Annotated in this window: 15 protein-coding genes; all 15 read right to left on the bottom strand. The window is 36.0% G+C overall.

Annotated features, from left to right (window positions below):
- Positions 1–121 precede the first annotated feature (121 nt).
- Complete coding sequence (locus AC0L5Q_RS02375; protein ID WP_473614118.1) at positions 122–412, bottom strand: hypothetical protein; 291 nt, start codon at positions 410–412, stop codon at positions 122–124.
- 106 nt (positions 413–518) lie between these two features.
- The gene (locus AC0L5Q_RS02370) at positions 519–881 is read right to left on the bottom strand and encodes a hypothetical protein (protein WP_473614117.1); all 363 of its coding nucleotides are present in this window, start codon (positions 879–881) and stop codon (positions 519–521) included.
- Positions 882–988: 107 nt separating this feature from the next.
- Positions 989–1,192, bottom strand: coding sequence for an antitermination protein NusB (locus AC0L5Q_RS02365; protein WP_473614116.1), 204 nt, complete (start codon positions 1,190–1,192; stop codon positions 989–991).
- Positions 1,193–3,036: 1,844 nt separating this feature from the next.
- Positions 3,037–3,312 carry a hypothetical protein gene (locus tag AC0L5Q_RS02360; protein ID WP_473614115.1) on the bottom strand — a complete coding sequence of 92 codons (276 nt, stop codon included), beginning with the start codon at positions 3,310–3,312 and terminating at the stop codon, positions 3,037–3,039.
- 116 nt (positions 3,313–3,428) lie between these two features.
- Positions 3,429–3,971: a hypothetical protein gene (locus AC0L5Q_RS02355; RefSeq protein WP_473614114.1), complete on the bottom strand. Its 543-nt coding sequence runs from the start codon at positions 3,969–3,971 to the stop codon at positions 3,429–3,431.
- Between the two features lie 786 nt (positions 3,972–4,757).
- Entirely contained in the window at positions 4,758–5,216 is a 459-nt protein-coding gene (locus AC0L5Q_RS02350) for a hypothetical protein (RefSeq protein ID WP_473614113.1), read from the bottom strand.
- A gap of 1,162 nt (positions 5,217–6,378) precedes the next feature.
- Positions 6,379–6,624 (bottom strand): hypothetical protein, encoded by a 246-nt coding sequence (locus AC0L5Q_RS02345; RefSeq protein WP_473614112.1) that lies wholly within the window; start codon positions 6,622–6,624, stop codon positions 6,379–6,381.
- A 13-nt stretch (positions 6,625–6,637) separates the two neighbouring features.
- On the bottom strand, positions 6,638–6,955 hold the full coding sequence (locus AC0L5Q_RS02340; protein ID WP_473614111.1) for a hypothetical protein: 318 nt from the start codon (positions 6,953–6,955) through the stop codon (positions 6,638–6,640).
- 153 nt (positions 6,956–7,108) lie between these two features.
- Positions 7,109–7,468 (bottom strand): hypothetical protein, encoded by a 360-nt coding sequence (locus tag AC0L5Q_RS02335; protein WP_473614110.1) that lies wholly within the window; start codon positions 7,466–7,468, stop codon positions 7,109–7,111.
- Between the two features lies 1 nt (position 7,469).
- On the bottom strand, positions 7,470–8,063 hold the full coding sequence (locus AC0L5Q_RS02330; protein WP_473614109.1) for a hypothetical protein: 594 nt from the start codon (positions 8,061–8,063) through the stop codon (positions 7,470–7,472).
- A gap of 753 nt (positions 8,064–8,816) precedes the next feature.
- Positions 8,817–10,316 carry a reverse transcriptase domain-containing protein gene (locus tag AC0L5Q_RS02325; protein WP_473614108.1) on the bottom strand — a complete coding sequence of 500 codons (1,500 nt, stop codon included), beginning with the start codon at positions 10,314–10,316 and terminating at the stop codon, positions 8,817–8,819.
- A gap of 335 nt (positions 10,317–10,651) precedes the next feature.
- Complete coding sequence (locus AC0L5Q_RS02320; RefSeq protein WP_473614107.1) at positions 10,652–11,272, bottom strand: hypothetical protein; 621 nt, start codon at positions 11,270–11,272, stop codon at positions 10,652–10,654.
- Between the two features lie 514 nt (positions 11,273–11,786).
- Entirely contained in the window at positions 11,787–11,966 is a 180-nt protein-coding gene (locus AC0L5Q_RS02315; RefSeq protein WP_473614106.1) for a hypothetical protein, read from the bottom strand.
- A gap of 1,012 nt (positions 11,967–12,978) precedes the next feature.
- A complete protein-coding gene (locus AC0L5Q_RS02310; RefSeq protein WP_473614105.1) occupies positions 12,979–13,359 on the bottom strand; it encodes a hypothetical protein in 381 nt (126 codons plus the stop codon).
- Between the two features lie 130 nt (positions 13,360–13,489).
- Positions 13,490–13,978, bottom strand: coding sequence for a hypothetical protein (locus AC0L5Q_RS02305; protein WP_473614104.1), 489 nt, complete (start codon positions 13,976–13,978; stop codon positions 13,490–13,492).
- Positions 13,979–14,505: the final 527 nt, after the last annotated feature.

Here is a 14,505-nt window from a genome sequence, read left to right as displayed (position 1 = left end):
GCACCCTACTACATGAATTGCATATAACGCCTAAATAAGAGGCTAAATATAGTGGGCTAAAATGGAGCGAAGCGAACAGCCCGCTGTATTTAGTCCTGCTTGATTTTCTTGTTATGTAACGCTACCACGATACGTGACCGAGTACTTCTTTATAAGATGCCATAGATGTATAAAAGGCATATTTTACGCTTAGCTTTTTAATAAATACTTGATAAAAAAACACGGGTAATAACCAAATAACAAATAAAACCACCTGAACAAACAAAGCTATAAAAACAAACTCATTACCCAGACCGTCAACAATAAAAAATACGATTACAAAAAAATTAATAATAACAAACGCCCAAATTGCCCAACGAGCATCTTTTATCAATTGTCGTAACTCTTTAACATTACCTTTAGATTGCATCATATTTTTTTAGTTACATAACGCCCAATTAACAGGCAAAAAATAGTTGGTTAAAATCAGCGACGAAGGAGCAAAAACCAACTGTTTTTTGTCCTTGTTTAATTTCTTGTTAGCTATACATAGCCACCAAGCTTTCCCATTTTTTACTTAGCTTGAAAGGCACTAAAAAAGATGCAACTACAGGTATAAATAATGCAATGTAACTAGGGATTTCACCATACTCCATAAAGAAGTATGCGAGTTCGTCTCGACCTTGTTGAGTCCAATCGTAGACTAAGAAAGAAGATACACACTCAAACAACACTATAATTGGTGCAACTAAAGCAATAGAGCCATACGAAAGCACCAAACACACTATGCAAAATATAAACTTTTTAGGGATCTCTAATTTGGAAAATGCCACATAGAAACCAGCTATGTAGGCTGGAAACCAGAAAGCCAAAGATATTCCTAATATTGCGAGATACTCCATTATCTATCCTGTATAGCTAACGCCTCATTCAGAGGCAAATAATTGTTGGTTAAAATAGCGAGGCACGAGCAACAACCAACTGTTATTTGTCCTGCTGCAATGCCTTGTTAGCTGTTTGTACCCTGAACTTCCGGTTGTTTTTCTAGCACAACCAAAAGAAATGTAGCTATAGGCCCTAAAAATAAAGAAAGCAAAAACCATACTAACCCTCTCCTATTTTTACTTTGTGCTAATCCCGCATTTAATAAAGCTAAAGTTCCCATTCCTACAAAGAATTGGCCACCTTGTGCAATAATTTCACTTCCTGACATATAACTTCCTTAAATTGCTTAACCTGAATTATTGAAACTGCTAACGCCCAATTAATGGGCTTTTATTGCTGGCTAAAATTGCGAGGGACGAGCACAGCCAGCTGTAAAAGTCCCGTTGAATTGCTTGTTATATGCCTGATAAAACTGAACATAAATACACAAGTTCAAAGTAAAAGACGGTAGTAATAACCGCACTATAAATTGAGCTACCCACAAATACCAGAACGAAATAATAGCTTTGCCACAAAAGTCTCTTTAACAAGGCAAAGCTTATTAGTGGCTATTGAAAAACGATAATAGCGAAACCCGCAGCAGCACATAAAAAAGTAAGATTGATAACAATATTTTTAGCTAAACAAACAATACTATTTGAGTGCATATAACGCCCAATTAATGGGCTTTTATTGCTGGCTAAAATTGCGAGGAACGAGCACAGCCAGCTGTAAAAGTCCCGTTGAATTGCTTTTTATATGCCTGATAAACCTAAACTTAAATACAAAAGTCAGAAGTAAAAGACGGTAGTAATAAACGCACTATAAATTGAGCTACCCACAAATGCCAGAACGAAATAATAGCTTTGTTACATTACGTAGTAATAAAAACAACAAAGCTTATTAGTGACTATTGGAAAACTATAATAGCGAAACTCGTAGCAGCGCATAAAAAAGTAAAAGTTAGTAACTAAATTCTTAGCTAAACCACCTTACTACATGAATTGCATATAACGCCCAATTAATGGGCTTTTATTGCTGGCTAAAATAGCGAGGAACGAGCACAGCCAGCTGTAAAAGTCCCGTTGAATTGCTTGTTATATGCCTGATAAAACTGAACTTAAATACAAAAGTTAGAAGTAAAAAACGGTAGTAATAAACGCACTATAAATAGAGCTACCCACAAATACTAGAACGAAATAATAGCTTTGTTACATTACGTAGTAATAAAAACAACAAAGCTTATTAGTGGCTATTGAAAAACGATAATAGCGAAACCCGTAGCAGCACTTACAAAAGTAAATTTCATAACAACATTTTTATCTAAACCAGCAATACGATTTGAGTGCATATAACGCCCAATTAATGGGCTTTTATTGCTGGCTAAAATTGCGAGGGACGAGCACAGCCAGCTGTAAAAGTCCCGTTGAATTGCTTGTTATATGCCTGATAAACATAAACTTAAATACACAAGTCCAAAGTAAAAGGTGGTAGTAATAACCGCACTATAAATTGAGCTACCTACAAATGCCAGTACGAAATAATAGCTTTGTTACATTACGAAGTAATAAAAACAACAAAGCTTATTAGTGACTAGTGAACAACTATAATAGCGAAACTCGTAGCAGCGTTTACAAAAGTAAGATTGATCACAACATTTTTAGCTAAACCAGCCATACTATTTGAGTGCATATAACGCCCAATTAATGGGCTTTTATTGCTGGCTAACATTGCGAGGGACGAGCACAGCCAGCTGTAAAAGTCCCGTTGAATTGTTTGTTATATGCCTGATAAACCTGAACTTAAATACAAAAGCCAGAAGTAAAAACCGGTAGTAATAAACGCACTATAAATTGAGCTACCCACAATTACCAGAACGAAATAATAGCTTTGTTACATTACGTAGTAATAAAAACAACAAAGCTTATTAGTGACTATTGAAAAACCATAATAGCGAAACCCGTAGCAGCGTTTACAAAAGCACCTTTGATAAAAACATTTTTAGCTAAACCAACCATACTATTTGAGTGCATATAACGCCCACTTAAGGGGCAAAAAATTGTTGGCTAAAATGTAAGCGAAGCGAAACAGCCAACTGTTTTTTGTCCCGCTTGAAGTGCTTGTTATACGTACTTACACTGATTTTAAAAGGTTTTTTATTTTACCTAAAACCGTCGGTTCACGATCTATGACATCAATGATTTTAAGCCTCGCATAAAGTGCTACCAGAGCTTTTACACCATATGATTCAAAATTCACTTTAAGAATGTTGTCATCTCCTTTAACTTGACAAATTTCTTCGATTTTACCTTTCCCATATTCAGGGTGCTCCACCAAAGTTCCTGTTTTAACTAGCCCTATACTTTCGATTTCAAGCTGATTAATTACATTGTAATCTTTATTAAACACCGATATTCCCTGTACGTATAACGCCCTGTTAAGGGGCAAATTGTAGTTGGCTATAATGTGAGCGGAGCGAAACAGCCAACTGTAATTTGTCCCGCTTGAACAGCTTGTTAGCCTTACTATTTCACCAAGTTAAAAGATGTTTTTAAAGGAACTGAAACGCCTCTGATCAAATCTTTAATCTCAAAGTAAACTGTCCATTGCCCAAAAGGGTCTCCATTTTCGCCAATGTATTTAATAACTGTTTGAGTTAAAAATATAGACATTGGATCTACTTCTAATGTCCCTTGTGCACAAGGGACATTTAACTCATTAATTGAAAATGTTCCGTCAGGCTTTTCAACTTTAATATCACACAAAATATTAAAATTGCGTGCATTATCTAACTTTGGGTTAGCAAAGAAAGGAAGAATAGTGAGTTCTTGACCCAACTTTACGTCCTTGGCTTCGTTAAAGTAAGGCACATTTTCGCTTGGAGTCATCCATTTTTCTTCCCAATCTTTATCAGGCGTTACTAATAGCCAACCACCAAATCCTTTTACACTTTTTTGATTTTCAGTTTCGGGCGCTTGATCACCATTAGCTAATTTCCAATGAAAGTCGTCACTAGCAATTCCACTAAAAGAAATGAACAATAATATAAAAGGTAAAATTTTTCTCATGACTATCCTTGTAAGGCTAACGCCCAATTAATGGGCTTTTATTGCTGGCTAAATTTGCGAGGAACGAGCACAGCCAGCTGTAAAAGTCCCGTTGAATTGCTTGTTATATGCCTGATAAATCTAAACATAAATACAAAAGTTAGAAGTAAAAGACGGTAGTAATAGCCACACTATAAATTGAGCTACCCACAAATGCTAGAACGAAATAATAGCTTTGTTACATTACGCAGTAATAAAAACAACAAAGCTTATTAGTGGCTATTGAAAAACGATAATAGCGAAACCCGCAGCAGCACATAAAAAAGTAAGATTGATAACAATATTTTTAGCTAAACAAACAATACTATTTGAGTGCATATAACGCCCAATTAATGGGCTTTTATCGCTGGCTATAATTGCGAGGAACGAGCACAGCCAGCTGTAAAAGTCCCGTTGAATTGCTTGTTATATGCCTGATAAATTTAAACTTAATGACTGAAGTTTAAAGTAAAAGACGGTAGTAATAAATGCACTATAAATTGAGCTACCCACAAATGCCAGAACGAAATAATAGCTTTGTTACATTACGCAGTAATAAAAACAACAAAGCTTATTAGTGACTATTGAAAACTATAATAGCGAAACCCGTAGCAGCGCTTAAAAAATACGTTTGATCACAATATTTTTAGCTAAACCCACCATACTATTTGAGTGCATATAACGCCTCATTCAGAGGCTAAAAATTGTTGGCCAAAATGGCGAGGCACGAGCAACGGCCAGCTGTTTTTAGTCCTTTGCAATGACTTGTTATGTATTACTTACAAGAGACTTTAACTTACATGTTGTATGTGTACTTTTTAGAGTTAAACTACGGTGATTAGTACTGTGTTCACTTTTTTCACGAGTAATTGAAAAAATCAGTGAACTATTTTCAATATAATTTTTATTTAAACATGCTGTCATTATCTTATTGCTACTAGAGTTCATAGATTTTAAAGCATATCTAGTAACACTAACATCATTTGAATTTTTTACATCTAAGCTTATCCCCCCTAAACTCGTTTCATTGTTATTAGAAGTTTTCTTTAATTTGATAAGCAATAAATTAAGATCTACTCCACATAATGTTTTAGCGGGACTATATGTTATGTTTGAGACGTATTTTTTTATGATTATATCTTCACAACTAATGGCTAATGCAGAGTTGATAAATAAATAAAATATAATACTTAGAATGATTTTTTTAGAAATTTTAGATGAATTCAATGCGAAACTCCGTGTAATACATAACGCCCAATTAATGGGCTTTTATTGCTGGCTAAAATTTGCGAGGAACGAGCACAGCCAGCTGTAAAAGTCCCGTTGAATTGCTTGTTATATGCCTGATAAACCTAAACATAAATACACAAGCAACTAGTAAAAGACGGTAGTCATAAACACACTATAAATTGAGCTACCCACAAATGCCAGAACGAAATAATAGCTTTGTTACATTACGAAGTAATAAAAACAACAAAGCTTATTAGTGACTATTGATAAACGATAATAGCGAAACCCGTAGCAGCGTTTACAAAAGTAAAAGTTAATAACCAAATTGTTAGCTAAAGCACCCTACTACATGAATTGCATATAACGCCTCATTCAGAGGCTAAAAATTGATGGCCAAAATAGCGAGGCACGAGCAACAGCCAGCTGTTTTTAGTCCTTTGCAATGCCTTGTTATATGCCTGATAAACCTAAACATAAATACACAAGCAACTAGTAAAAACCGATAGTAATAAACGCACTATAAATTGAGCTACCCACAAATGCCAGTACGAAATAATAGCTTTGTTACATTACGAAGTAATAAAAACAACAAAGCTTATTAGTGGCTAGTGAAAAACTACAATAGCGAAACCCGTAGCAACGTTTACAAAAGTACGTTTGATAAAAACATTTTTAGCTAAACCAACCATACTATTTGAGTGCATATAACGCCCAATTAATGGGCTTTTATTGCTGGCTAAAATTTGCGAGGGACGAGCACAGCCAGCTGTAAAAGTCCCGTTGAATTGCTTGTTATATGCCTGATAAACCTGAACATAAATACACAAGCAACTAGTAAAAACAGGTAGTCATAAACGCACTATAAATTGAGCTACCCACAAATACTAGAACGAAATAATAGCTTTGTTACATTACGTAGTAATAAAAACAACAAAGCTTATTAGTGGCTATTGAAAAACGATAATAGCGAAACCCGTAGCAGCACTTACAAAAGTAAATTTCATAACAACATTTTTATCTAAACCAGCAATACGATTTGAGTGCATATAACGCCGCCGTCACCGGCAGCTCACGTAGTGGTACAAATAATGTTGTAATGAAATGGAAACATAATTTGAGCCACGCAGTGGGCTGTCCGTGTGCACGGTTTTGTTAGGCCTCATTCGCAGTAATTATCTACTATGGTGTAATCCCAGTCTGTGGCACCATATTTATGATACTCCTTGGACAAGACCGTTTTAGGTTTCAATGTTGAAGTTGTTTTAGCATGATCCTCCCAACGGTCGTCATCTGAATCAAAAACGGAAATCTCATAAGTAGTAGTGCATTCATCTGTCTTACTACTGTTAGATAATGTTACCGTACAGCGCTCACCATTTTTTTTAAAACTAACTTTATTAGTCATAAAAAATTCTCCATTAATCTGTATATTTGGCGCTAAATTCACATATTCCGCCAAGTTTACATTCCCACTCCGTACCTGGTCTCATAGTCTTTCGTTTTATGACACCATTACAACCAAGATAATTTGCCCCCTCAACCTTTAGCCTCACCCTTTTTTCCCCTTCATTAAAAAAATGATAAGAACGGGTATCGTCATCCCATTCCCAATAAATATCATCGCAAGCATTTCCGTTACAATAATCTGTCTTATTAGACTCAAGTGCTGGCTCGATAAAGTTTAGTGCTTTGTCGTCAATCGAGAACTTTGCACCAAATAGGTTAATTATCTTCATTTTCTATCTCCTTTATTTAACTTTGATTAAACGGAATATGTTGATTCTATGGCCTAACGCTTTGCTAAGCGGCTAAAAAACGTTGGCTAAAATTTGCGAGGAACGAGCACAGCCAACTGTTTTGTGTCCGTTTAAGCAACTTGTTAAATTGCATTACCCCCTGCGTCCTGAAATAGGCAAAAGTACAGGAATGCTAAATTGTATTCTATTCACTGAACTATTTGAGGTTTCAGTTGTTGAGTTATGGCCAGCAACGGTGGCACTTCCTACAGTTATTTCAGGAGCCTCTGTTTCTGTGCTTCCTTCATTAACTGAAACTGCAATATCAAATTTTATTTCTTGAATTGGAACACCTGTATTCGAGCAATATATAACACTGTTATGACTGCCTGAGGAAAATGAAGCTGAGGCCGGGTTTACTTGTGCATTATGTTGTTCACCAAACGACTTAGCAGCACCGATACCAGTGATCACTTGTTTTATAGTTTCTTCTACGTATTTATCTAATTTCATATTAACCACCTACACAAGACAATAAAAACGAACCTATAGAAGCTATGCTGCCCGCACTAGGTAATGCGTTAATAAGAGTATTTAAAACTGCCTTACTTGGCTTAGGGGACTCGAATTGTCCTTCGATTGCATCAACAATTTCATAAGCTTCATTTTGCTTTTCACTGGATTCAACAAGTTTTTTAATCTCATCTCTGAGCATAGATATATGTTCAGCAATATCATTATTGATATTTACTACATTGGTAGAGTTATCAGTTGAGTTATTATTGACTCTAGTATTATTCCCGTTGAGGTTGTAAGTGATAGATTGAATTGCTTTCTCTGCCTCTGGCAACCCTAGGTTTTTATGAACAATTTGATAGCCCGCAGGTATGCCTCCAAGTCCTTCATGAAAGCCAGGATCTACAACCTCATATGTTTCAGTTGCGCCATTTGACATAGTTCTTTGGATTAAGTCGCCAGTTTCGATCAAAATATCAGAACGTTGAATAAATGTTTTCTTCGTTTGAACACTTGCTTGAATATCCTTAAAAATCTCACCATTACTTTTTAGTACGGAAACTTTATCTTTCATTAGACTTGAAAATGGCACGATGCCTCCTTTGCAATTTAACGCCCAATTAATGGGCTTTTATTGCTGGCTAAAATAGCGAGGGACGAGCACAGCCAGCTGTAAAAGTCCCGTTGAATTGCTTGTTATATGCCTGATAAACCTAAACTTAAATACTGAAGTTTAAAGTAAAAGACGGTAGTAATAACTACACTATAAATTGAGCTACCCACAATTGCCAGAACGAAATAATAGCTTTGTTACATTACGAAGTAATAAAAACAACAAAGCTTATTAGTGACTAGTGAAAAACTACAATAGCGAAACCCGTAGCAACGTTTACAAAAGTACTTTTGATAACAATATTTTTAGCTAAAGCACCCTACTACATGAATTGCATATAACGCTTTGCTAATGGGCAAAATACCGTTTGCTATAATTGGCGAGGTACGAGCCGAGCAAACTGTATTTTGTCCTGTTAAGCAACTTGTTATGTGTAAAACCAAGTACAAAACTTAGCCTGAGCAATAACGAAGCTGCCCTTAATTAAAATTATCCTTGAGCCATTTAAGCCCAAACGAGAATGAAATAATAGCTTTACCACAAAACTTGTTTTGTAATTGCGTAAAGCTTATTAGTGGTGGCAACCAAACTTACAATGGCGAAACACACCACTTATTTTTTAATATTTCTTTTTCTTTAGTTACAAACACATAACGCCCGCATTTGCGGCTGATTTGGAGCGCAGCGGAAAACCAGTCCGACAACATGCGTTTGTTAGCTGCGGACGCTGCATTATCTATAGTCATAATTCAGTGAATCAGGGTTCATTACTCTCTCTATACCCGACTCCTCCAATCCTTTTTTCAGGGCTCTATGTATTAGAAGAAAACTTGGAATCTCAAGAAGATGCTTTCCTGATACTACTTCAACAGCACAACGTTCTAAAAGCTCCGACCTTGATACATTGAATGGAAAGCTATGCGAGCGATGAAATCCGTGACTTGAAAGTAGCTTGCACCTTAGCTTCAATACTCTATGCACTACGGAGAGCAACCATCCATCCAGCTGAGTTAATTGATCAACATCGTCTACTAGAGGATAGAAGCTCATTACACCTTTAAAGTATATTCTTTTAGTTCTACCAGATAAGTAGTCTTTAATTTGCTTTTTGCTTAATCCACCATACATGTATCGCCGAATTTCACACATTGCTGATAGAAAATTTTTATCTCTATCATTTGCAGGAATTCGCTGCCCAGCCAGCACTGCTTGCTTAAGTGGCTGAATTAAATTTCGGTAAAGAATATATGATATTTGCTTTTGAATTTTCCTAACGGATTTATCTTTAATGGAAACCTTGTCAACGGACAGGCAATAACCCAAAAAATCTAGGCTAGTTTTAGCTACGATTTCTGATGGCAAACCATCTGTTGTTAAAAGAGATATTCCTTCTGACTTAGTAGGGTTTATTTTTACTCCAGCGCTTCTAGAGAATTCATTAATCAAACCAAAGGAATTACATATTTTTGCGTACTCAGGTGACCACACAATAGTATCATCAGCATATCGAGAGAACTTAACTCCCTCTCGCTCAAGATTTTGATCAAATTTCCAGCAGGTTAGATTGGCAAGAAATAAGCTTATTGACGTTCCTTGAGGAATACCGACTTTCCTCTCTTTCAAAAACGAATTAATAACAAATTTTTCTTCAGGACTGATGTAGAAGCCGTTTTCAGAAAATTGCCCTTTCAAGAATTCATGGGATATTGACCCAAAAAAATCAGAGAAATCAAATTCAGCCAAAAAGGTGCGCTCATTTCTTTTTAAATCGACAGAAATATCCTGAATGGCGAAGTGAACATTTCTATCATTTCTATAAGCATATGAGAATGAACTAAACCGGTGTCGGTTTTTTGCCAGAAGCCGGTTAAAGAAAAACTTTGATATAGCTGCGTCCGGTATTTTGTAAATCGCTACTTTTCTAATACCACCGTCAGACTTTGGAACTTCTTTTATATATGGGCTATTCGGAGAATAGGTTCTATTCTCAATTTTGTTGGCGATAGATCGAGCAATGCTTTTATGCTTTGCTTTAACATAAAATGGATTGAACTTCCTATCAAAAGACCAATAGTCTGGAGTATGAATTTTCTTTTTCGGTGCAGAGTCACCTAATCGCTTCTGATTCCGCTTAGCTTCTAGGTGAACCCTATTGTGATATTCGTGATAGCGTTCAATTAACTTTTCTGCCTCTTCACGGATAATTTTTGCAATCTGCTGCTCTAATTTCATAAGTTCCTTAAACAAAAAAGCCTGAGTTAGACTCAGGCTTTTTCACGGTGTTAACCCAAGTAAAAGTAAGTTATCACATGGTTGGATAGGATTTGACCCCTTTCCCCCGTCAGTGTGAATCATCACAACTGAAGACTAGTCATTTCTAACTGGTAGAAGGTAACACCGTTATCCCCATAAGGGAGTTCTTACATAATAACGAGTTACTAATAATCTGCAAGGAGTAACGAACACTCTCGGGCAGCTAACGCCACCTTAAGCGGCAAAAAATTGTTTGCTAAAATGTTGAACGAAGTGAAAACAGCAAACTGTTTTTTGTCCGTTTGAAGGTCTTGTTAAGTGTCTTTTTTGCTATTTACGTAATTAGTTATAACCATACCAAGAACGCTTATAGCAATAGAGAATAGTAAACCAATAAACCATTTATTTTGGTCATAAATTCTATCAATCTCTGCTTTTGACTGGCGAATCTCAGTGTTAAGTGAGCTTCGGACATTATCAAGATCTTTACGCAAGATTGGAACAGCTAGAGCTTTAAGTGGATCTGCAGTTATAGCGTTCTCAAACTCTGTAACTCTAATACTAATACTATCAATTTTTTCTTCAAGCCTAATAATCTCAGATTTCCATTCAGTACCTTCAGGGAATTTTTCAACTGAATCCATTTTCGATTTAAGCAAAGTAACTATGTCTTGTAAATTACTTAAATCTTGGTACATACCCTTTACTTGAGTATTTTGCACTGAAACTTCATTTGTTAGTTCGTCATTACTTAATATCTTTTTAGAATCGAAGAAAATATTAAATGTCATAGAAGCTGTAATGGCTAATGCAATAGAAGCAGATATACCCGCAACGGATGAGGAAAAATTTCTAATTTTTTTCTGGTTTTTAGAAAGGTTTTGATTATGTTCTCGAACCTTTTCAAAGAACTCTTCATTATTTTTTTCTGTCACTGAACTCTCCGTTGACGATGACACTTAACGCCAAAATAATTTGCCAGAGCAAGCTGGCGGTTTTTTTGCTCCGCAAAAAAGACGACAGCTTGCGGAGGTCAAATTGATTTTTTTTGTTACAGCGGCAGCGTGTTCACCTACTACGAAGCACCTTAAGACCGATAGTAAACAAGTAGACCCTAAGAATACCTAAGCCGAAGATGCCTTGCACCTACTTATTGGCCACCCAGATTAAATGGAGTGGACTTGCCAATACGGTTCACTTTTAAATGGCACCGGTACGAACGGAAGGGGCTAAAAACCAGCACATTCCTTGATGCTATTTCTCTGCTCGTGGCAGGTGTTTAACGACACTGCAAAATAATTTGAACTGCCTTGTAACGCCCTATTAAGGGGCAAATTGCAGTTGGCTATAATGTGAAGCGAAGCGGAACTAGCCAACTGTTATTTGTCCCGCTTGAATAGCTTGTTATATGTTTGATAAACATACAAAACAGATAGTTAACCCTGTGGTTTACTCTTTATCTTGACTGCTTACTTGTTTTAACTCATTACGTATAATCGTTTTACTATTGTTTCGACGATTTATATTACTGGCTTCTTTTATTTCTTCGGTATAAGCCCAATGAGTCATATTTGAATGGCCGCGTTTACCCCCGCTGCCGCCTTCAGTTTTACCTTTTAATGTACTCATAATCTGCAAACCTCGAGAAACATATAACGCCCAATTAATGGGCTTTTATTGCTGGCTAACATTGCGAGGAACGAGCACAGCCAGCTGTAAAAGTCCCGTTGAATTGCTTGTTATATGCCTGATAAACCTTAACTTAAACACAAAATCTAGAAGTAAAAGACGGTAGTAATAACTGCACTATAAATTGAGCTACCCACAAATGCCAGAACGAAATAATAGCTTTGTTACATTACGCAGTAATAAAAACAACAAAGCTTATTAGTGACTATTTGAAAACTATAAATAGCGAAACCCGTAACAACGTTTACAAAAGTAAAAGTTAATAACCGAATTATTAGCTAAAGCACCCTACTACATGAATTGCATATAACGCCTAATTAACAGGCAAAAAATTGTTGGCTAAAATAAGTGAACGGAGTGAACAAAAAGCCAACTGTTTTTTGTCCTTGTTTAATTTCTTGTTATGTTTTTGGCTTGAGGGAGACAAATGCCTCCCTCGCCAATGGTTACAGCGGCATAACTGACATTAGATAAGCAACAGCACGCACAAGGCAAGCTGAAGCCATCAAAATGGCAGCTATATTCACTGAAACCTCTGTTTTCGAAGTTTTAAATGTGAACATAATAGTTCCTAAATTAAACCCCGAGCCGGCTCAGGAAAATTAAACACCTGAGCTTTACGTCACAGGCCAGTGACGCCATACAATGGATTGCTGCCCAAAGTATGGATTGTGGTAATGGTACTAACATTACCAACGGAGTGTAGTACCAGCTAAAGCAAGTTTATGTTTCGAGTTCGGCACTGCCGAGAATTCGAGAAACTCACAATAACTGCACTCCTCACAAAGTGCCTCGGTTGGTCAAGCTTAACCTGACTCCCAGACACCAGTGTTCAAAAAACATAACGCCGTTTTAAGCGGCAAATTGCAGTTGGCTAAAATAAGTGAGGCACGAACAAAAAGCCAACTGTAATTTGTCCGACTTGAAAACCCTTGTTATGTGTATATTTACTCTAAGGCCAAGTTCTACAACTTAAAGGGTTGCCGCCTTTATCAAAACCCCAATCAATGATAACCATTGTTTCAGGGTTTACTACATTGTAAGTTAAACATTTACCTACCCATTCTTCTCTTGGGTTAGTAGGCAAAACTTCTTGGTCACTATAGTGGTAAATTAAATTACCGTCATCATCTTCAGTTATTTCTGTAAGCCCTTGACCAGAAATCAAAAAATCTGCACGAATTAATTCACCTGAGTTATCCCATTTATATGGTTCGGTTTTAGTTTCTTTTTTACCAATCCTACTATTTTTAAAATCCAAATAATCTTGATGGCCTGCCGCACAACCTGCTACGAGTAACACTACGATAGAAAGGTAGATATTGTATTTCATTTATAACCTCAAACTCGAAGTTGTTCTATACACATAACGCCCTAATAATGGGCAAAAAATTGTTGGCTAAAATGTTGAGGAACGAAAACAGCCAACTGTTTTTTGTCCTTATTTATTAGCTTGTTAGATTTCATTTTGCCATAGCTTGTATTACTAAACTAAATATCGCAACACTGATTGTGATTGCATTTGCTAAAAGGAAACTCCAAAACAGTTTTTTACTGAGCTTTGTATATAATTTAAAGCTCCGTTTATAAACCATGCCTTCAATAAGAACATTAAATAAGCATGCGAAAATAAAAACTAAAATCCAAGAAATTATTCCTAATCGTCCTAAACCAAATATAAGAAAAAAATACAAACCGGGAACTACTTTAAACAATCCAACAAAAACTATTCCGAGTACTGCAGAAGCCAAATTAGCGAAGATAGTAGCTTTGATTGCCTTTTTGGGAGGAATTTTAAAAAGTCTTTGTACAAACAAAAACTCAATCATTAAACCAATTAAAATTGCCCACCAAGCAAAAGAAGTGGCATTCATTATCACAAACGGCCAAATAGCATTGGCATTAGAATAAAAAGAAATAGTAATTAGAAGTAAGAATAGAAATATACGCATTGATCATCCATGAAATATAACGCCCAAATAACAGGCTTAAAATTGTTTGTTAAAATTTTGAGGAACGAAAAACAACAAACTGTTTTAAGTCCTGTTAATTTGCTTGTTATATGCAAAATGGTAACGAATTACAGATAAGCTAATACGAAGCTACCTTGATAACAAACTTACCTTGAGCCATGTAAACCCAAACTAGAATAAATAATAGCTTTACCGCAAACTTGTTTGCAATAGCGTAAAGCTGATTAGTGTTTGCACCTAAATTAACAATGACGAAACACACCAAAATTTAATTATTTTAAAAACTTTTGGTTAAGGCATATAACGCCCAATTAATGGGCTTTTATTGCTGGCTATAATTTGCGAGGGACGAGCACAGCCAGCTGTAAAAGTCCCGTTGAATTGCTTGTTATATGCCTGATAAACTTTAACTTAACTACTGAAGTTCAAAGTAAAAGACGGTAGTAATAAGCGCACTATAAATTGAGCTACCCACAAATACCAGTACGAAATAATAGCTTTGCCAC

The sequence above is a fragment of the Pseudocolwellia sp. G5-9 genome (genome assembly GCF_055808995.1).
Note: the sequence above shows the minus strand (reverse complement) of the source record. Positions and strands in the feature narration are given on the sequence as shown.

Bases quoted from the DNA above. Each gene is read 5' to 3' on its own strand.
- AC0L5Q_RS02355 (WP_473614114.1), bottom strand. From the start codon at position 3,971: ATGAGAAAAATTTTACCTTTTATATTATTGTTCATTTCTTTTAGTGGA.
- AC0L5Q_RS02310 (WP_473614105.1), bottom strand. From the start codon at position 13,359: ATGAAATACAATATCTACCTTTCTATCGTAGTGTTACTCGTAGCAGGT.
- AC0L5Q_RS02325 (WP_473614108.1), bottom strand. From the start codon at position 10,316: ATGAAATTAGAGCAGCAGATTGCAAAAATTATCCGTGAAGAGGCAGAA.
- AC0L5Q_RS02365 (WP_473614116.1), bottom strand. From the start codon at position 1,192: ATGTCAGGAAGTGAAATTATTGCACAAGGTGGCCAATTCTTTGTAGGA.
- AC0L5Q_RS02375 (WP_473614118.1), bottom strand. From the start codon at position 412: ATGATGCAATCTAAAGGTAATGTTAAAGAGTTACGACAATTGATAAAA.
- AC0L5Q_RS02335 (WP_473614110.1), bottom strand. From the start codon at position 7,468: ATGAAATTAGATAAATACGTAGAAGAAACTATAAAACAAGTGATCACT.
- AC0L5Q_RS02340 (WP_473614111.1), bottom strand. From the start codon at position 6,955: ATGAAGATAATTAACCTATTTGGTGCAAAGTTCTCGATTGACGACAAA.
- AC0L5Q_RS02305 (WP_473614104.1), bottom strand. From the start codon at position 13,978: ATGCGTATATTTCTATTCTTACTTCTAATTACTATTTCTTTTTATTCT.
- AC0L5Q_RS02370 (WP_473614117.1), bottom strand. From the start codon at position 881: ATGGAGTATCTCGCAATATTAGGAATATCTTTGGCTTTCTGGTTTCCA.
- AC0L5Q_RS02315 (WP_473614106.1), bottom strand. From the start codon at position 11,966: ATGAGTACATTAAAAGGTAAAACTGAAGGCGGCAGCGGGGGTAAACGC.
- AC0L5Q_RS02345 (WP_473614112.1), bottom strand. From the start codon at position 6,624: ATGACTAATAAAGTTAGTTTTAAAAAAAATGGTGAGCGCTGTACGGTA.